Source organism: Terriglobia bacterium, from assembly GCA_020073185.1.
Lineage (GTDB): Bacteria > Acidobacteriota > Terriglobia > Terriglobales > Acidobacteriaceae > JAIQGF01.
On sequence record JAIQFT010000054.1, the window covers coordinates 1 to 18565 of the forward strand.

General features: G+C 62.7%; 13 protein-coding genes and 1 tRNA gene. 7 read left to right on the forward strand and 7 right to left on the reverse strand.

The window, feature by feature from the left end:
* A partial coding sequence (locus tag LAN64_16335) for a hypothetical protein (protein ID MBZ5569405.1) occupies positions 1-802 on the forward strand: 802 nt, incomplete at its 5' end.
* 202 nt (positions 803-1004) lie between these two features.
* On the opposite strand, the gene LAN64_16340 is transcribed toward LAN64_16335, so the two are convergent.
* Complete coding sequence (locus LAN64_16340; GenBank protein MBZ5569406.1) at positions 1005-1760, reverse strand: DUF1223 domain-containing protein; 756 nt, start codon at positions 1758-1760, stop codon at positions 1005-1007.
* 136 nt (positions 1761-1896) lie between these two features.
* Between LAN64_16340 and LAN64_16345 the strand changes: the two genes are divergently transcribed.
* The 4 genes from LAN64_16345 to LAN64_16360 all read left to right on the forward strand — a co-directional run bounded on the left by LAN64_16345 (position 1897) and on the right by LAN64_16360 (position 6108).
* Positions 1897-2775, forward strand: a complete 879-nt coding sequence (locus LAN64_16345) for a hypothetical protein (protein MBZ5569407.1) — start codon at positions 1897-1899, stop codon at positions 2773-2775.
* Positions 2768-3475 carry a hypothetical protein gene (locus LAN64_16350; protein MBZ5569408.1) on the forward strand — a complete coding sequence of 236 codons (708 nt, stop codon included), beginning with the start codon at positions 2768-2770 and terminating at the stop codon, positions 3473-3475. Before LAN64_16345 ends, LAN64_16350 begins: the two co-directional genes overlap by 8 nt.
* Before the next feature lie 94 nt (positions 3476-3569).
* The gene (locus LAN64_16355; protein ID MBZ5569409.1) at positions 3570-4550 is read left to right on the forward strand and encodes a CHAD domain-containing protein; all 981 of its coding nucleotides are present in this window, start codon (positions 3570-3572) and stop codon (positions 4548-4550) included.
* Between the two features lie 31 nt (positions 4551-4581).
* Positions 4582-6108, forward strand: coding sequence for a Ppx/GppA family phosphatase (locus LAN64_16360; GenBank protein MBZ5569410.1), 1527 nt, complete (start codon positions 4582-4584; stop codon positions 6106-6108).
* 48 nt (positions 6109-6156) lie between these two features.
* On the opposite strand, the gene LAN64_16365 is transcribed toward LAN64_16360, so the two are convergent.
* The 5 genes from LAN64_16365 to LAN64_16385 all read right to left on the reverse strand — a co-directional run bounded on the left by LAN64_16365 (position 6157) and on the right by LAN64_16385 (position 11416).
* On the reverse strand, positions 6157-6684 hold the full coding sequence (locus LAN64_16365) for a histidine phosphatase family protein (protein ID MBZ5569411.1): 528 nt from the start codon (positions 6682-6684) through the stop codon (positions 6157-6159).
* Between the two features lie 94 nt (positions 6685-6778).
* Positions 6779-8947, reverse strand: a complete 2169-nt coding sequence (ppk1, locus tag LAN64_16370) for a polyphosphate kinase 1 (GenBank protein ID MBZ5569412.1) — start codon at positions 8945-8947, stop codon at positions 6779-6781.
* Positions 8948-9077: 130 nt separating this feature from the next.
* Positions 9078-9506, reverse strand: coding sequence for a response regulator (locus tag LAN64_16375; protein ID MBZ5569413.1), 429 nt, complete (start codon positions 9504-9506; stop codon positions 9078-9080).
* Positions 9507-9752: 246 nt separating this feature from the next.
* Positions 9753-10646: a PhzF family phenazine biosynthesis protein gene (locus LAN64_16380; GenBank protein MBZ5569414.1), complete on the reverse strand. Its 894-nt coding sequence runs from the start codon at positions 10644-10646 to the stop codon at positions 9753-9755.
* Positions 10647-10723: 77 nt separating this feature from the next.
* Positions 10724-11416 carry a peroxiredoxin gene (locus tag LAN64_16385; GenBank protein ID MBZ5569415.1) on the reverse strand — a complete coding sequence of 231 codons (693 nt, stop codon included), beginning with the start codon at positions 11414-11416 and terminating at the stop codon, positions 10724-10726.
* A 272-nt stretch (positions 11417-11688) separates the two neighbouring features.
* Between LAN64_16385 and LAN64_16390 the strand changes: the two genes are divergently transcribed.
* Both LAN64_16390 and LAN64_16395 read left to right on the forward strand, forming a co-directional pair.
* A tRNA-Sec gene (locus LAN64_16390) sits at positions 11689-11787 on the forward strand.
* Between the two features lie 374 nt (positions 11788-12161).
* Positions 12162-15494: a carboxypeptidase regulatory-like domain-containing protein gene (locus tag LAN64_16395; GenBank protein ID MBZ5569416.1), complete on the forward strand. Its 3333-nt coding sequence runs from the start codon at positions 12162-12164 to the stop codon at positions 15492-15494.
* 289 nt (positions 15495-15783) lie between these two features.
* Here LAN64_16395 and LAN64_16400 read toward each other — a convergent pair whose 3' ends face one another.
* Positions 15784-18498: a hypothetical protein gene (locus LAN64_16400; protein ID MBZ5569417.1), complete on the reverse strand. Its 2715-nt coding sequence runs from the start codon at positions 18496-18498 to the stop codon at positions 15784-15786.
* Between the last annotated feature and the right edge of the window lie 67 nt (positions 18499-18565).

Consider the following 18565-nt stretch of genomic DNA (forward strand, 5'->3'; position numbering starts at 1 on the left):
TGCGCAATCCAGATGTCCTCTTGCTTCTCCCGCTGCTTGCGCGTCCCCATCGACATGCGCGACATTCTACGAACTATGCCTGTGGATACTTCAGTACTTTCCGCTCACGAATCCAGACTTGCACCACGGGCTGCTAGGCTCAGATAGCGGCGCAGCCCTGCTGGGTGCCTATGGAGGCGGGAACCAATACGCCGCCGCCATGGTGAAGCTGAACGACACCAATCCCGACGGTGCGCAGATTGCCGCCAACCTTGGCGTTCTGGGTCAGGTGGCCGCTGCCGCCGCGGCGGATAGCGCTGCCGGCACGAACACGCTGAGTGCGCTCATCGTGTCAAAGGCGGTCGCCGCCATCGACACCGTATCTGGCTTCGCGGCCAACGATGGAGCCAACACGGGATCCGTCACGGCCCTTCCCAGCTCCGCCCGTGCTCGCATGGTAGTTGATTTGTCGGCCATTCTGCTTCTCGGCGCCATCAAGGACCAATTCGGTACGGACATCACTGCCTACGCATCTGCTACCGGCCCAGCCGTCCTATCCGGCGCTGATTTGCCGGGCCTCCTAGCCAACCGCATTGACGCGGCGCCGGCCAGCGCAGGCTCTCAGGAACTGAAACAGTGGATGGCCCTCCTCTCCTACTTGGGAACGGGTCTTGGGGGGAACATCACTTCCGAGTACTTCTCGACATCCAATTTTGCTCAGTTCGGTAGCTACGGCGCAGCGGTCCAGACGCGCAACGCCTACCCGATAGCCAGTCTCGGGCAGTTCTTTGGCACTCTGGAAGCCATACAGAGCGCCCCGTAACCGATTTCTTGGGCGACATATAAGCGACGGTGCCCAGGGGAAAACCGGGGCTCGTCAGGTGTTCATCGCTCATCGTTGTGTCTTGGCCCGTCGTTCCCGCCGCTGCTGCCAATCTATTGCCAACTGGGGTCATCTTCGCCAGCCTGAGGTCCAGCATCCTGGCGTGGCCGGTCACGAATATGACAATTGCGAATCGCGGTGGTTACCTCAGCGCGGCTTGCGCGGCGCCGGCGATTTCCAGCGTGGCGGGATCCTGAAGGAAGATAACGGTGTGGAGGTGGTCGCGTCGCCACTCCGGGTTGAGCTTGAGTCCAGACCGGGCCGAAAACCGGCCGGCGGAGGTGGCGCCGATCCTGCGCAGCTCGCGAACCACGGCGGTGTGGCGCAGCAAGCGGCCGTGGTTTTCGCCCTTTCCGACCTGTGTGCTCAGGTCCGATTCGGTGATGGCGAGGAAAACATCGCGTGAATGGGGACCGGCGTTGGTGATGGTCACGTCAACGTCATTTCCGGTTGCGGCGATTGCAATCGCAGGCGGCGCGGCCGGGGAGCGTGCGGCGTCGGCGATGGCCTTGGCGGCGCGCGCAGAGTCATTGCCAACGAACTCGGTGCGGCCGTTGATCACCATCTCTGGGGTGTACGCCGAATCGAGTCGAAAGTGCGCGGCGTACCGGCTCTGGCGCTGGCTGTACTGCGCGGAGGAAAAGCGGTCTTTCCACCCGAGATCGTTCCAGTAGTCTACGTGCTCACCGAGGGCGATGATCTCGGCGCCGGCGACGGGCTGGCGGAGATCGAGGTCCATGAGCAGGGCGTCGGCGGGCGGACAACTGGAGCAGCCTTCGGAGGTAAACAATTCCACCACCACGGGCACGCGAGCCTCCGTCGCCGGCCCTGCCGTACGTGCCAAGCCGATTGCCAGCAACAACATTGCGGTCGCCAGAAGGATTCGCATCACGCTCATTGGATGCTCCGGACGGAAATTAGTTACGCGGCGCTGGAGAACCGGAGAGACGTGAAAAGCGCGGGAGATTCGAGTAAGATTGTCCCCACTCCCCTCATCCGGGCCAGTCATTAGCTGTCTCCGCTCGGGAGGCTTCATGCTTGAAACGGTTGATCTGAAGAAGAAGTTGGCGAAGCCTGCCTACGTGAAAAGCATGGGCGCTTTGCAGGAGAAGCTGCGTGGTCTGCAGTACGCCGCCAAAGACGCCGAAGTCCCGGTGATCATCTGCCTGGAGGGCTGGGACACTGCGGGGAAAGGACAGATCGTCAAGAAGCTCACCGAACGGCTCGACCCGCGCCTCTTCCGCGTGCAACCGGGCTCGCCGCCGACGGCGCTGGAAAAACGCTACCACTTCCTGTGGCGCTATCAGACGGCCCTGCCCAATGACGGCCAGATGGTGGTATTCGACCATTCATGGTACGGCCGGGTGCTGGTGGAGCGATGCGACAAGCTATGCGCCAAGCAAGAGTGGAAGCAGGCCTACGAGCAGATCAACCAGTTCGAGCGCTGGCTGGCCGATGATGGCCAAGTGCTGTTGAAGTTCTGGTTGCATATCTCCAAGATGGAGCAGAAGAGGCGTTTCAGGGCCTGCCTGTGCGATCCCATGCTGAAGTGGAAGATCACCAAGGAGTACAAGCGCCACCACCGGCAGTACGACAAATGGACGGCAGCGGTGGAGGAGACGCTGGCCAAGACGGATTCGCCGCACGCGCCGTGGACGGTGGTGGAAGCGACCGACATGCGCTGGGCCCGGGTCAAGGTGTTCCAGACCCTGGTGGGGAGGATCGAAGAGGCGCTGGCAAAGCGGCAGGCAGCTCCGGCGGGGGTGTCGCGCTCGGCGGTAGCGCAGCCGTTTATGCAGTCCTTGCGCGCCGACATCAAGCAGCAGGATGACGCGGCCGTGGAGGCGGCGAAGGCTCAGGCGAAACGCGCCGAAGCGGTGGGTAAACCCAAGGCGGAGGTGGTCCATGCTTGAGAAGCTGAACGCCAACAAGAAAATGTCGGAACCGCAGTACCAGCAGCAGGTGGGAAAAGCGCAGGTGCGGCTGCGCGAACTGGAGTTCGACCTATTCAAGCGGCAGGTGCCGGTGCTGTGCCTGTTCGAAGGCTGGGACGCGGCCGGCAAGGGGGGCGCCATCAAGCGGGTCACCGAGATGCTGGATCCGCGCGGCTTCACGGTGTCGGCGTTCGCGGCGCCGCACGGCGAAGAAAGGTCCCACCATTATTTGTGGCGTTTCTGGTACCATCTGCCGCGCGCCGGACACATCGGCATATGGGACCGCAGCCACTACGGGCGCGTGCTGGTGGAGCGGGTGGAGGGCTTCTGCAACGAGGACGAATGGCGGCGGGCGTTTCGCGAGATCAATGAATTCGAGGCGCACCAGGCGTCGTTTGGGATGGTGATCTGCAAGTTCTGGCTGCAGATCGGCAAGGAAGAGCAACTGCGGCGGTTCAAGAGCCGCGAGGTGGACCCGTTCCGCTCGTATAAGTTGACCGAGGAGGACTGGCGCAACCGGGCCAAGTGGGACCGCTACCTGGAAGCGGTGGAGGACATGCTGCTGCACACCAGCACATCCTATGCGCCGTGGACGGTGGTGGAGGCGGAAAACAAGCATTACGCGCGCGTCAAGGTGGTAAAGACGATCGCGGACGCAATTGATAAGAGACTGAGTTGATGCACCCGAATCAAATTGCAGAATTAAGAATTGCCGAATTGAAGAATTGCCGAATCGAAAATTTTCGCACGAAGCAGTGAAGGAACGACAGAACGTGGCAGTCGATAACGCAAGAACGCTCGCACTTCTGCGCAAACTGGACCAGTTGTTAGGGAAGACACATGCCAAACTGGTGGCGGAGCGCGTCCACCTGATCCGCACCACCGCGCGCCGTCTGGAGGCGCTGCTGGAGACGCTCGCCGATCAATCCGACCGCAGGCAACGCAAGCTGCGAAAGCGACTGAAATGTCTGCGGCGCGGGGCTGGAGGGGTGCGCGATATTGACGTCCAGATCGCCGCCCTGCGGAGGCTCATGATCGGGCGCGAGCAAGAGCGCAAGGCGCGTCTCATGCAGGCGTTGGTGGAAAAGCGGAGCGAGCGCGAGCAGGAACTGGTCAACGCGCTCGATCACAAGGACGTGCAGAAATTGCGCAAAGGGCTGCAGCGCTGGTCGGAGGAGATCAGCAGCGCAGCGAAACCGGAGCGGAAAACACCGGTAACGCCGGCGCAAGAATTCGATGGCGTGGCGGCGTCGCTGCGAAGGTTTTCCACGCTCTCGCGCCAAGTCAGCGCATTGACGCCCGAGAACCTGCACGCCTATCGCACACGCTGCAAACAGATTCGCTACATCGCCGAGATGGCCGGGAACACTCTCCAGGCGAAGCGGGTGGTGGAACCGTTAAAGCTCGTGCAGGACGCGATCGGCGACTGGCACGACTGGCAGACGCTGACGGAAACTGCGGAGTCGCTGTTCTCGCATTCCCCGGACAGCGCCCTGATGGCTGCGCTGCGCAACGTGACCAACGCCAAATTTGTCGAGGCGCGCGGCCTCTGCCAGGAATCACGGCGGACGCTGATGGCGCAGTTCCGCGCCCTGCTGGCGGAGAAACGCGCAGCGCCCAAGCCGTCTCAAGGCGGCCGGCGGAGGCGAATCGCGCGGCAGGGTGAGACCAAGGATGCAAACACACCCGCTCCTGCAACTCCGATCAAGGCATCCGCAGCCTCGGTCGGCATGGCAACTTCGAGCGTGGCCTGATTAGCGTTTGTATTGGGCAGAACCCTTCCTCATGCCCACCTTTGCCGCGGTTGATATCGGCGCCAACTCGGTACGTCTGGAAGTCGCGCGCCTGGTGCGCCAACGATTGCAGATGGTGTACGAGGACCGCGAAGTCGTGCGCCTCGGCGAATCCGTTTTCCAGGCAGCCATGTTGGCGCCCTCGGCCATGGCGCGTACTGTCAAGGTCCTGCGGCGGTTTCACAAAGCCGTGCAACAGCATGGAGACGTACAGGTGCGGGTGGTCGCCACCAGCGCGCTGCGCGATGCCCGCAACGCGCAGGCGTTCATTGACTGGGTGCAAATGCGCACTGGGTGGCGCGTGGAGGTGATCTCGGGCATTGAAGAGGCGCGGCTGATTCACCTCGGCATCATCACCCACCTGCGCGTCGCGGCGTCACCGCTGCTGCTGATTGACCTGGGCGGCGGCAGTTGCGAACTGACGGTCTCGGCGCGCCGTCGATTGCGCGAGACGGTCAGCCTGCCGGTGGGCGCGTTGCGGCTGACGCAGGAATTTCTCCACCACGATCCGCCGCGCGACTACGAGCTGCACCGGCTGCGCAGCTACATCGCCGAAGAGGTGCAACGGGTGGCGCGCAAGATCGCGTCGGCGCGGCCGCAGGCGGTGATCGCGACATCCGGGACAGCGGCGGCGCTGGCCATGAGCGCGAAAACCCTGGTCAAAGCGGCGAGCAACCAGAACTGGGTGCCGGCGCGAGCCCTGGTGCGGATGGCCGACCAGTTGAGCGAGATGAGCTACGCCGAGCGGATCAAGATTCCCGGCATCGGCACCAAGCGCGGCGAGATCATCATCGCCGGCGCGGCGGTGTTCGCGGAGCTGATGCGGAGTTGCGACCTGCGCGGCTACCGCTACTCCGAACTCGGCCTGCGCGACGGCTTGCTGGCGCAGATGGCGGCCGATTACACCCGGGCATCGAAGCAGACGCGGCAACTGGAATCGGAGCGATGGGACGCGCTGCTCGCTATGGCCAAGCGCTATCGCGTGGACATGGAGCAGGCGCAGCACGTGCGCGAACTGGTCATGCAGTTGTTCGCCGGGTTGAAGGTGGTGCACCGGCTGCCGCAGGAATACGAAGAGTGGTTGTCCGGGGCGGCAATCCTGCACGAGATCGGGGCTTACGTGAACCGCACCGGATGGCACCGCCACGCCCATTACCTGATCGCGAATTCGGAAATTCTTGGCTACACGGCGGCGCAACGGCGGGTCATGGCGGCGATCACGCGCTACCTGGGAAGCGCGCTGCCGTCGTCGGGCGACAAGCTGGTGAAATCGCTGGAGACCGACAGCCGCGAGCAAGTGCCCAAGGCGGTGGCGCTGCTGCGACTGGCGCGCGCGCTCAACCAGGGGCGGCGGCGCGCGGTCACGTCCGTCCAGGCGCGTGCGCGGGACAGCTTAGTGCGGCTGCGGATTTCCGCCCGTCGCTCGACCGGCGCCGACCTGGAGCTGTGGGCATTGAAGAAAGAGCGCGCGTTTTTCCGCGCCGTATTCGGCCGCGACCTGGAGGCGGAGATCGTCTAAGAGTTTCAGTTTCTGCAGCGGACAGAGGGACGACCGCCTGGCACAATCCTATTTCCGGCTGGCCTTGGCGCGAGGCTCCGGGTGCGCGGATTGCATCAGGGTGCGCAACAGCTTGGGCGTGAGACACCAGTGGAGCACGCCGCGGTGGTGGTTGACCTCGACGCGCGCCACACCCGCCTTCTTCAAATCAATGCCGGCACGGCTGCCGCCGCCGATGAGCCGCCCGAGGAACTCGCTCAAATTCGGGGCGTGCCCGACGACCATGATCGCTTCCTGGCGGCCGTGCCGGGTAAGCAGGTCGCGAAACTGCGCGAAAGTGGCCCCGGGGCGCAGTGCGGGATCGAGCTCGATCTTGTTCTCGTGAGCAAGTTCGTTGGCGACCAGCGACGCGGTTTGCGTGGCGCGCTTCAGCGAGCTGGAGATGATCACGTCCACGTGCGTTTCCAGCACGGCGAGTGCGCGCCCAACGTAGCCGCATTGCTGGACGCCCTCGCGATCGAGGGGGCGCTTCTCGTCCTTGATGGGATCGTTCTTGCGGTCACCGGCGGAGGCGTGGCGGAGAAAGTAAACTAGCATTTCTAATTAAGAATGAAGAAGTCAGGATGAAGAATCGGCTCGCATCGATTCTACATTCTTCATTCCAGATTCTTGATTCCCCATTATGAAATCATTATGAAATCGTCTTCGTGCCGATTCGACGGCGCCGAGACGAAAGGCTGCGGGACCTCGGAACACTGTCCGCCGTGTGCCGCCCTTCCGCCAATCCCATGAGGAAATCCTGGGCGGAGAATTCGACTTTCGGCAGTTGCAGCGCGTGACGCGCGGGCAGCGGCAACTCGGCGGCGCGAACATAGGCCCCGTCGGCTTGCAGGAAGCGCGCCTTCACCGTGTCGGCGAGATAGGCGGCGAGGATCTCCTGCTTGAGACGCTGGCAGAGCAGCGCGTCCTGCACCGGGAACAGCGCCTCGACGCGATCATAGAGGTTGCGCGGCATCCAGTCGGCGCTGCCGACCCAGACACCCTCATCGCCGTCATTGAAGAAATAAAAGATGCGCGAGTGCTCCAGGAAGCGCCCCACGATGCTGCGCACGCGGATGCGGTCGCTGACGCCGCGCACCCCGGGCACCAAAGAGCACATGCCGCGCACGATGAGGTCAACCTGCACGCCGGCCTGCGAGGCGCGATAGAGCGCCTGGATGATGTTGTTGTCGGTGAGCGCGTTCATCTTGGCGATGATGCGCGCTGGGCGCTTGTGGCGCGCGTGGTCGGCCTCGCGATCGATCAGGTTGATGGTCTTCTGCGCGATGTCGAGCGGCGCAACCAGCAGCGGATCGTATTCGCTCCGCTCGGCGTAGGCGGTGAGGAAGTTGAAGACGGCATGAACGGCCGAAGTCATCTGCGGATCGGCGGTCAGCAGGCTAAGGTCGGTGTATAGGCGCGAGGTCACGTGGTTGTAATTGCCGGTGCCGAGGTGGGCATAGCTGCGCGTGGTGCCTTCCGGATCGCGGCGTACCAGCAGGGCCAGCTTGCAATGCGTCTTCAGACCGACAAGACCGTGGAACACCTGTACGCCAGCGTCTTCCAGATGGCGCGCCCAGCGGATGTTGGAGGCTTCGTCGAAACGCGCCTTGAGTTCCACCACCACCGTGACTTCCTTCCGCGCAGCGGCTTCCTCCAGCGCGCGCATGATCGGCGAATCGTCGCTGGTGCGGTACAGGGTCTGCTTGATGGAGAGCACGCGCGGATCGGCGGCGGCGGCCTCGATGAACCCGACCACCGTGTCGTAGGAATCGAAGGGGTGGTGCAGCAGCAGGTCGTGGCGGCGCAACTCTTCGAACAGGTCCTGCGACTTGGCGGTGAGATGGAGCTGGCGCGGCACGAAGGGGCGGAATTTGAGGTCGGGCCGGTCGGATTGCTCATGGAGCGTGAATAGGCGCGACAGGTTGACGGCGCCGTCGGTCTGGAACACCTGCCAACTTTCCAGCTCAAAATTGGTGCGCAGGCGCTCGATAATTTCTGGGTCTGCGCCGGCCTCGATCTCCAGGCGCACGGCGTCGCCGCGGCGGCGGTTGTGCAGCTCGGTGCGGACCGATTCCAGCAGGCTGCGCGATTCCTCTTCCTGCAAATAGAGGTTGCTGTTGCGGGTGACGCGGAACGCCGCCGCGCTCACGATGTCGTAGCCGCGGTACATGGTGGCGGCGTGGTAGGCGACGAGATCAGCAAGGAAAATGTAGTCGTCGGCGCCCTCTTCGGAAGGCAACCGCACCAGACGCGGAAGGGAACGCGGAACGGTGACCACGCCCATCAAAGTGGTGGCGGCGCGACGGCGGCGCTTCAGGAGAAACGCGAGGCAGAGGGCCTTGTTGATGACGCGCGGAAATGGGTGCGCCGGATCCACGGTAACCGGCGTGAGCAAGGGGTCGAGCTCGCGCTCGCAGTAGTCGGCGATGAACGATTGCTGCGCGGGGTTGAGATCGTGCAGCGCGAGCACGCGGATCCCGTGCTCGGCCAGCGCCGGCAGCAACTGCAGGTTCCAGCAGCGGTACTGGGCGTCCACGAACTCGTGCGATCCACGCGCCAGCAGGTCGCGCTCCTCGGCGGGCGCCAGGCCGTCGGCGCCGGCCTCGGTGTAGCCATCCTCAATGCGCTGCACCAGGCCGGCAATGCGAACCTCGAAAAACTCGTCAAGGTTGTTGGCGGTGATGGCGAGGAACTTGACACGCTCCAGCAGCGGGTTGCGCTCGTCCTCGGCCTCCTCCAGCACGCGGCGGTTAAACGCCAGCCAGGAAACCTCGGGATTGATGTAAAACGCCGGATTTTCCAGTGCTATGCGGCGCATCGTGAACCTAGATGGTAGGCCGAGCAGCGATTTGCGGCAAGGCTATCCGGTTCCCAGGTTCCGGCCACAGCAACCACATTAGAGCGGCGAAGCAGGGGAACTTCACCACCCGTTGAAGCGGGGCGTCAGCTTAAGAGGCTGTTGCACCGGAGCGCCCGCTCGGCGGGATCACAAGCGGGACAACACGCTTGGGACCGCGTTTCCGGATCAGCAGCAGTCGAATACGCTCCAGCAACTCCAGCGCCGCGTACATCCCTTTGGGCAAAAAGACGTCGGCGCGCATATCGCGCTCGTAAATCTTGATCTTCCCGGAGAACAGGATAGTCGGAGTTTGCGGCGAGATTTTCTTGATCTCCTCGATCAGCTTGTGACCGTCGAGGCCGGGCATGATCAGATCGCTGAGGACCAGGTCAATGCCACCCTTGTTGAATTCCTCCAGCGCGTCCAGTCCGTTGGTGCAGGTGATCACGCGATAGCCGCGGGTCTCCAGCATGACCTTGCGGATGGAGAGGGACTGCTCGTTGTCGTCAACGCAAAGAATCGTCCGCTTAGGCTTCATGACCTTTCCGAAGTCGCAAATGGAAGCCGCGCAGGAGGCCGCGAAGTGGCACCGGCGTCTGGGCAGGTGGCTTCCAGGATTTTTTCTCAATGAAGTGCGCGCAAGAAAACAGTGCGCGCATCCTACGAGCGGACGCGCGCGCTGTAAAGTGGCAACGAAGCTAATAGAAATTTGAACTAGAGAAGATTTCCCTTGGGCCGAGGCGCGCGAAACACCGCGCCAGCCGCACGGCCGGGCGCGTGCGCTTCAGAGAAACACTTCGCCGCGAATTACCTCCACAGAATTTCCACCGACACGCACGTTAACAACCCGGTCACCGTTGCGCGCAGCGCGCACCACGAGGCGGCTCGGCCGCTTCATTTCGATTCCCTGCTCGATCAGCGCGCTCTCTTCCGGCTGGGCGACGCCGTGCGCGACCATCCAGGCGGCCGCGCACCCCGCTGCGGAGCCGGTCGCGGGGTCCTCGCCGTTGTAGAAAATCATGCGCGCGTGCAGGCGGGCGGCTTTGTCCTCCGTCTCCCGGCTGACAAAGTAAAAAAACTTGCCGCCGCTGCGTTCCAGGTATTGGGAGGCGACAGTCAGGTCGAGGTGAAGGCGGCGCATCGTCGCCAGCGCGCGAACCGGCACGATAGTGAACGGCAAGCCGGTGGAAAAGGTCTGGATGGGCACGTCGTCGGCGATCTCGTCGGCTTGCAGGCCGGCGGCGCGGGCGACATCCTCGCGGGCGTGGCGCGGGCCGAACTCCGGATCACGCTGCTGCATCTCGCCGAAGAGCAGGCCGTCGGCGCCGTTGGCGAAGCGCACCGGAATCTTGCCGACGTTGAGATCGAGTTCGACCCGTTCGACGGCACTTTCGCCACGCAGCACGGCAGCGGTGCCCAGCGTCGGATGTCCCGCGAAGGGAAGCTCTTCCTGGGTGGTGAAAATGCGGACACGATGCCCGCGCTCGCGTTCGGTGGGCGCGTCGCGCGGGATCACGAACGTGGTTTCGCACAGATTGGTTTCCCGCGCTATGGCCTGCATCTCGGCGTCGCTCAGTCCGCGCGCGTCGGTAAAGACGGCGAGCGCATTTCCTGCGAGAGGACGCGAGGTGAACACATCCACCTGGACAAACGGAAACCGGCGGGTCGTCGTGGGCATGGGGGCTTTCCGCAAGTTGCAGACACGGTCACGCGGCCGGATAAGGCCGCGTGATCCGCGACTTCAATGGGCGCTGCTTACGCCGACTTTTTTTCAGATCCCTTCGGTTCAGAGGGATTCGGCTGCGGGACGATGCGGAGATACGGCCGGGGCGCCTTCCAGCCCTGGGGATAGGTCTTCTTCGCCTCGTCGTCGGAAACCGAGCCGGAGATGATCACGTCTTCACCCTGCTTCCAGTTCGCCGGCGTCGCGACTTTATATTTCGCCGTCAGTTGCAGGGAGTCGATCACGCGCAGCACTTCGTCGAAGTTGCGCCCGGTGGTCATGGGATAGACGAGGATGAGTTTCAGTTTCTTGTCGGGACCGACGACGTAGACGTTGCGCACGGTCTGATTGTCGGCGGCGGTGCGGCCCTCGCAGGAACCCTCAACGGTGGCAGGCAGCATGCCGTAGAGCTTGGAAATCTTCAGGTCAGTATCGCCGATCATGGGATAGTTCGGCGCGTGCCCCTGGGTTTCCTTGATATCGTTGGCCCACTTCTTGTGGTTCTCGACGGGATCCACGCTGAGCCCGATGATCTTCGTGTTCCGCTTGTCGAACTCGGGCTTGATCTTGGCCATGTAGCCGAGTTCCGTGGTGCATACCGGCGTGAAATCCTTCGGATGAGAGAACAGCACCGCCCAGGAATCACCGATCCATTCATGGAAACGTATGCGCCCTTCCGTTGTCTGGGCCTCGAAATCCGGAGCGACATCACCAATCTTGAGCATCCAATACCTCCTCGCTGAAAGCGCCCACAAAACCCTTCGCCACACGCCCAGCCGGGGCCGGACCGGAGTCGAAGGTGCGCCATATGGCGTATTAGAGTCGCGAATTTTCCAAACGCTTCAGAAACAGCGGGAGAGCGGGCGTGGGACGATCCGGATGTTCCGCGCAAGACCTGGCGGGAGGCAGCGTAACGTTGCGGCGCCGTTTGTCGGCCTCCGCTTCGCCGCGTTACACTCAGGAGCGCAGCCGCCGTTCACGCCTTTGAGCCTCGCCCGGAAGCGCATGGGGTCCGGTGATCCTCCTGGTCTTCAAAACCAGCGCTCGACAGCTTCGCGCTGCCGAGGGTCGGTTCGACTCCGACACGCTTCCGCCAAAGTTCCCTCGCGGACGCTCGGGATTTCGCCTGCGGGCTCCCGCTCGTACGCTTCGCTTTCTCGCTCACGCCCGCAAAAACGGCTCAACTTCAAAACCAGCGCTCGACAGCTTCGCGCTGCCGAGGGTCGGTTCGACTCCGACACGCTTCCGCCACCTTGCTTTTCCCACCCCGGCCTCCTCTACATATCGTATTGCGATATTGTAGTGCTTGCACTTGACCGTGACGATTTTCCGGCTCATAATCCGCGCCACCCAGCGACAATGCCCGTCGGCAACCCGGCGGGCGGGACGAGCAAGACGGCGCCGCAAAACCCGGCGGGCCGTTTCCGATTCTCGGGCTCCTTACTTATTTGAACGACTAAGGAGATTACGATGAGGCTTCGACTCACCGTCGCGTTTCTATTGTGCGGAGTCGCCACGCTGACAGCGCAAACCTTCCGCGGCACCATCCTGGGCACAATTTCCGACAGCACGGGGGCGGTGCTTTCCGGGGCCAAGGTGACCGCGCGCAACGCGGGGACTGGACTGGAGCGCGCCACCCAAACTACGGCCGATGGCAGCTACAGCATTCCCGAACTTCCCATCGGCACCTATGAGGTCACCGTCTCGCAGCCGGGCTTCCAGACGTGGGTCACGCGGGTAGACGTGAGCGTGGCCAGCGAGCGCCGCGTCGATGCGCAACTCAAGCCGGGGGCGGTCAACGAAAAAGTCGAGGTCTCCGCCGAGACGCTTCCGCAGGTGGAAACCACCACCAACACGATGGGCAGCACCTACATCGCCAGCGAGATCAAGGACCTGCCGGTAAACGGGCGCGACTACCAGAAGCTGATCTACCTGACGCCGGGGATATCCGGTTCCCCGGACCAGATCACCGACTCGCCGGGATCGTTCGGAATCTTTTCCATGAACGGGGCGCGCGGGCGGGCCAACAACTTCCTGCTCGACGGCACCGACATGAACGACGGCTACCGCAACGACCCGGCCATCAACGAAGCCGGTGTGTTCGGTACGCCCGCTACCATTCTGCCGGTGGACGCGGTCGCCGAACTGCGCGTGCTCTCCAATTTCGAGCCGGAATACGGGCGCAATGCCGGCGCGGTGATTAACATCGTGACCAAGAGCGGCACCAACAATTTGCACGGCTCACTCATCGAGTATTTTCGCAATGACGCGCTGGATGCCCGCAACTACTTCAACTTCAAGGGACAGCCCAAGGCGCAGTTCCATAACAACCAATTCGGCGGCTCCCTCGGCGGTCCGATCGTCAAGAACAAGACGTTTTTCTTCGCCGACTACGAGGGCCAGCGGGAAAAAGTGGGCGTGGTGACGCTGGCGTGTGTGCCCGATCCGGCGCAGATTGCCGCCGACATCGCTGCCAATGGGCCTCCCAACCCCGTCATTGCCAGCTTGCTGGCGCGCAATCCGTGGCCGAAGCCCAATATCCCCGGCGTGATCGCAGGCGAGACGGGCTGCGGCGGCACGCCCAATGCTTCGCTGACCTCTCCGTCCAATAACCGCGTGGACAGCGTCATCGGCAAGATCGATCACAATTTCAACGCCTCCAACCTCTTCACCGGGCGCTATTACTTCGGCGACAGCCAGCAGTCCTTTCCCCTGGCGCTGACCGCCGGCGGCGGACAGCTTCCCGGCTTCAACACCGATACCCCCACGCGCGTGCAGTTGATTTCGCTGTCCTACGTGCACGTGCTTTCAGCCAACAAGGTGAACGAACTGCGCTTTGGCTGGAATCGCTTCGTGGAAGACTTCCTGGCACAGGACCGCGCCTTCAAACCGAGTTCGATTGGCCTGAACGTCGGGTCGGGGATTCCCGACCAGGGGCTGCCCATCATGCTGGTCAACGGCTTCTCCCAACTGGGCGCCAACCAGGGCGATCCGCGCGGCCGCGTGGACACCAATTATCAAGCCCTCGACAATTTTTCCTGGAAACACAACAAGCACGATGTGAAGTTCGGCTTCGAGTATCGGCGCACGACGGTGTCGCAGTTCTTCGACCGCTACTCGCGCGGCCGGCTCAAGTTTGCCTCACTCTCCGACTTCCTCAGCGGCACCATCGATAGCGGATTCCAGTACCTCGGCAATACCCGCCGCAACACGTTCGAAAACAGCTTCGGGCTGTTCATCCAGGACGGGTTCCACATCACGCCGCGCTTCATGTTCAACTACGGCCTGCGCTGGGATTACTTCGGCGTGATCGGAGAGAAGAACAACCTGCTGAGCAACATCACCAGCACGGACCTGGCCGCGGGCACGGTGACCCTGACGCAGGTGGGATCACCGGGCCTGAAACAGCTCTACGAACCGGACCACAAGAATTTCGCTCCCCGCGTCAGCTTTGCCTGGGACATAACGGGAAAAGGGACGACAGTGGTACGCGCCGGCTTCGGCCTGTTCTACGACGCCTACTCGCAGGACTTCTTCCTCGGACACCTGCCCTACCCGCCGTTTTTCGCCCCCGGCCCGGCGTACAACCCGATTGGCCCGGCGCCGATTTTTTCTGCTGGGGCGGCTGCGACCATCGTCAACGGCGTTCCGGTTTACGGGCCGACCGACGCGTGCAATTTCGAGTGCGACATTTTCTCCGTGGACCGCAAGATCCGCACTCCTTACATGGAAAACTACAACTTCAACATCCAGCACCAGATTGGCAGCAAGACGGTTTTCCAGATCGGCTACGTGGGCTCGCAGGGCCATCGCCTGTTCCGCTTCCGCGATATCAACCAACCGAGCCAGGCAGCCATCACCGCGGCGGACCTTGCGAACGGCGTCAGCAGCTACGGCGTGCCCCGGCCGTTTGGTAACAACACGTACGGCGCCTTCTACATACTGCAGCAGGAGACGACGGCAAAATCGAATTACAACTCCTTACAGGCCAGTCTGCGGGTGAACGGCTGGAAGGGCATCACGTCGATCGTGAACTACGTGTGGTCGCGTTCCTTTGATACCGCTAGCGACGGAGAGGATTTCGAGCCTAACGCCGCCCAGCCCAACGACAGCACCCGACCCAACTTGGAATACGGTCCCTCGAACTTCGATGTCCCGCACCGCTTCACCTGGATCTTCGGCTATCAACTGCCGAAGATGGGCGGCAGCCTGCAAGGGCTGAAGAACGGCTGGGGCTTCGACAGCACGCTGACCCTGCAAAGCGGCCAGCCCTTCCAGCTCAACTACAACTTCCAGGATGATTTCAGCGGCAGCGGCGAGGGCTTTGACCGGCCCGACGTGATCGGTCCGATCGTGTATCACAAGAGCAACCCGTTCAACTTCCTCGACCTGAGTGCCTTCGCGATTCCCTGCACGGTGAACGTGGCCGCCGCCAGCGGCACCGTCGCCGATTGCGTGGCCGGCACCCGGCATTTCGGCAACCTGGGACGCAATTCCCTGCGCGGTCCGAGTTTCCGCCAGTGGGACGTGGCCCTGCACAAGGACACCAACCTCGGGGAGAAAGCTGTGTTGCAGCTTCGCGCCGAGTTCTTCAACGTGCTCAACCACCCGAATTTCGCCAGCCCGTTCTTGCCCAACTTCATTGCCGATGCGGGCGCGGCCGGGTTCGGGATCAGGGGCAATCGTGAAGTGGGCGGAGGTCCCCTGACGCTGGGTGCTACCGGCGACGTCGGCGTCGGCAATCCGTTCCTGGGAGGCGGCGGGCCGCGCGGCATTCAGTTGGCAATGAAGATCACGTTCTGAACAACCGGGCCGGATCAAGGAATTGTGTAGCGGTGCTCATGAACCTCAAAGGCTTAAGCCGAAATGATGGTAAAGGCTTTCTGCAGGCCTAAAGTGGGCGCGTCAGAACTTCTGTCGTGCCTACGGCACTGGGAGGTTTCTCCCACTCTCCCCGCCGCTGAAGCGGCGGGCTACTTTCAACCGCCCCCTTGGGGCTCCAAAAATCGTGATTTCATAACCAGCGGCAACCATGCCAGACTGGTTCTCACGGACACGCTGAAAGTCTGCGTCACTCTAAGTACCGATACAGTTAATTCACGGTCACGTTGATAAATGCCGAATGAACGAGCGCACCGCTGGTTGCAGTCACCGTCACCGTGCCGTTTTGAGGGAAACTCGGCGGCGGAGTGCTGGAACTCGGACTGCCGCCTCCACCGCAACCCATCATCATTGCCAGCCCGAATACCAGCACCACCGTCAACAGCAGTATCCCCGAGACGCGCTTCCTTCTTGACGAGCGGTCCCTCTTGCCCGCAAACACGAACCCCATCGCCAGCGCAAGCGACCCACCCGGGAAGAACAACGAACGCGGCGCGCGCAGGCTGGCACGAATCGTGGGAGCGGTGATTGTCACAGTAGCGCTTCCCGAGTTGGCGACTGAGGCCGGCGAAATTGCGCACGTCGTGCCCGGCAAGGAAGTCGGCACGCTGCAACCTAGCGAGACAGTACCGGTGAATCCGTTCCGCGCCCTAATTGTGAGAGTGGTCAGCCCCCCGTTTCCACTCGTGCCAGCGGTCAGAGTCATGGCGGAAGTGCTCAGAACAGGCTGAAAGTCAGGCGTAACCACTGACAATGCCGCAGTGTGCGTGACAGAGCCGGCGGTGGCTGTAAGCGTGACAGTAGACGATGTACCCACCGCTATTGAACTTGTAGTGGAGATGGTCACAGTTGCCGTTCCCGCGTTGGTGACCGAAGTCGGTAAGATCGAGCACGTTGCGCCCGGCAGCGACGATGGCACACTGCACGCGAGCGCAACGGTGCCACTGAAGCCGTTTAAGGCGGCTATCGTCAGCGTTGATGTGCCGACAGTCCCCGTTGTCCCGGCGTTTACGGTTAAGGTGGCGGGCGTAGCGCTCGCCTGGAAATCGGACGCTGCCCACGCCGTAATCAAGTTGAAGGCGTCCAGGGAGCCGAGCCCGGTGACCGGATCGTATCCGACGCCAGCGCTGTAACCGATCGATACGCTTCCGCTGGGACAGTCGGGTGTTGCCGCCGTGCATGGGACCTTATTGTCACCGGTGGTGATGTCGTGAAATGCGTTCGGCGCCGATGCCGCCAGTGCATAGAGCCGCGGGTTTACATTGCCCTGCGCGGCGTTCATCTGCTGATTGATCAGCGCCACGATGCCGGCGAAAACGGGCACGCCGGCCGAGGTTCCTCCGACGACAAGCAAATTGTTGTTCGCCTGCCGGTATCCGTTCACGCAGCTCCCCTGCGAGCACACCAGGTAGCCATCGTGGTCGAAGGATCCGGTAAATGAAATGTCGGGGACGTCGCGCTGGCCGTCGTTGGGAACTCCCGTAGCCGACTGCCACGTTGGTTTATTGAAGAGCGTGCTCACGCCGCCGCCGGTGGCCGCCAGCGAGCCGCCATTTGCGATCTCGAAACTGGTGTCATTCCACGCGGTCTCGGGAATGTAGGACAGCGCGGAACCGTTGCGGGCGTTGTTGGTCGCACTCCAGAAGGTCAAAGTGCCTTCATTGAACGTGGTGCCGCCGGCGCCGGTAACGTAGGGCAGCGCGGCGGGAATGTCCACCGCCAGACCGTGCGTCGCCGAGGTCACCACCGAGGTGGCAGTGAGCGGAAAGTCGCAATCGGCGGCGCCGCTGTCGCCCGAAGGTCCCACGATGGTCTGCCCTTGCGCGTTGGCCTGCTGGCCCCAGGAAACCAAGGTGGCGATGTCCGAGGCGCCGAAGTGCGGCTCGCAGTCGCCGTAGCTGATGCTGATTACCGGCGCCACGTTCTGCGAAATGGCGTAGGAAAGCGAATCGAACGCGCCGTTTTTCGAGTTGACGTAGACGATGGTCGCATTGCGCGCCACCGCTCCCGCCCACTGCACGTCGAGGTTCGCCTCCACGATATCGCCGCTGACCACGCCCGGATCGGCCGAACCCGGTACCAGCACCACCGTTGGGACGTTAGCGGACAGGCCGGACACGCTGCGGAAGGTCGCAATGTCGGACAGGATCAGGTCGGTCTGTCCTATCACGGCAAGCTTTTGGCCGGTGCCGTCGATCCCGCTGTTGTACAGCGGGCCGAGGTCATAGATGGTGGCAAAATCGTCGGGCGCGAGAAAGTGGCTGCCGCTGATGCTGGAGGTAAATCGCGGCCGCGGCGAAGTTCGGCCGGCGCCTCCGCGCGGCTTAGGGCGGAAATCGTTTAGCCCATGGATCGCAAGCACGATCTGCGCCAGCGGAGAAGGCAGCACGGGATCGGACACATTGGCGTAGTGCGGCTCGCCTCCCACGGTGAAGCTATGGATCGCCGTGCCAAACGCCGACTCCGCCTGCGCCACCGTGCCGCTGAAGGCTACGTAGGTGCGGCTGCGCGCGGTTTCGTCCACGGTGAATCCCTGGGACTGGAGCCACGCGCCGACCTGCGCGATGTCGTTCTGGCCGAGCCCGAAGCGGTCGGCGTATTGTTCCGGCGTCAACCATTGGTGGTAGTAGGGTGAAAGCGGGTTTTGCTGCTCGGCCAAAAGCGCATCGAGATCGGCCTGCTGCGCGGCGCTGGGTCGGAACGTCAGTGCCATCCGGTACAGCATCATCGAGCCGGCCGCCGCGCCTTCGTCGAATTCCGCGCGGGCGAGCGGATGCACGTTGCCGCGCACCGGCTCCATTTCACCGGCCTCAAGGGCCTGGACAATGCGGTTCTGCGCGGCGGCGGCAGGCAGCAGCCCGGCGAACAACAAGATGGAGGCCAAGATCGTGCGGAGAAAGACAGAACCCCTTACTTCACTTCTCATGTCGCCTTCATAATAACCATGGGATGCGGAGACTTGGCTCCGTCGTACGCGGCGCGCACAAAATCAT

Excerpts from the sequence above, each read along its gene's own strand:
- LAN64_16340 (MBZ5569406.1), bottom strand. The coding sequence starts at position 1,760 with ATGAGCGTGATGCGAATCCTTCTGGCGACCGCAATGTTGTTGCTGGCA.
- LAN64_16345 (MBZ5569407.1), top strand. The coding sequence starts at position 1,897 with ATGCTTGAAACGGTTGATCTGAAGAAGAAGTTGGCGAAGCCTGCCTAC.
- LAN64_16350 (MBZ5569408.1), top strand. The coding sequence starts at position 2,768 with ATGCTTGAGAAGCTGAACGCCAACAAGAAAATGTCGGAACCGCAGTAC.
- LAN64_16360 (MBZ5569410.1), top strand. The coding sequence starts at position 4,582 with ATGCCCACCTTTGCCGCGGTTGATATCGGCGCCAACTCGGTACGTCTG.
- LAN64_16365 (MBZ5569411.1), bottom strand. The coding sequence starts at position 6,684 with ATGCTAGTTTACTTTCTCCGCCACGCCTCCGCCGGTGACCGCAAGAAC.
- ppk1 (MBZ5569412.1), bottom strand. The coding sequence starts at position 8,947 with ATGCGCCGCATAGCACTGGAAAATCCGGCGTTTTACATCAATCCCGAG.
- LAN64_16375 (MBZ5569413.1), bottom strand. The coding sequence starts at position 9,506 with ATGAAGCCTAAGCGGACGATTCTTTGCGTTGACGACAACGAGCAGTCC.
- LAN64_16380 (MBZ5569414.1), bottom strand. The coding sequence starts at position 10,646 with ATGCCCACGACGACCCGCCGGTTTCCGTTTGTCCAGGTGGATGTGTTC.
- LAN64_16385 (MBZ5569415.1), bottom strand. The coding sequence starts at position 11,416 with ATGCTCAAGATTGGTGATGTCGCTCCGGATTTCGAGGCCCAGACAACG.
- LAN64_16395 (MBZ5569416.1), top strand. The coding sequence starts at position 12,162 with ATGAGGCTTCGACTCACCGTCGCGTTTCTATTGTGCGGAGTCGCCACG.
- LAN64_16400 (MBZ5569417.1), bottom strand. The coding sequence starts at position 18,498 with ATGAGAAGTGAAGTAAGGGGTTCTGTCTTTCTCCGCACGATCTTGGCC.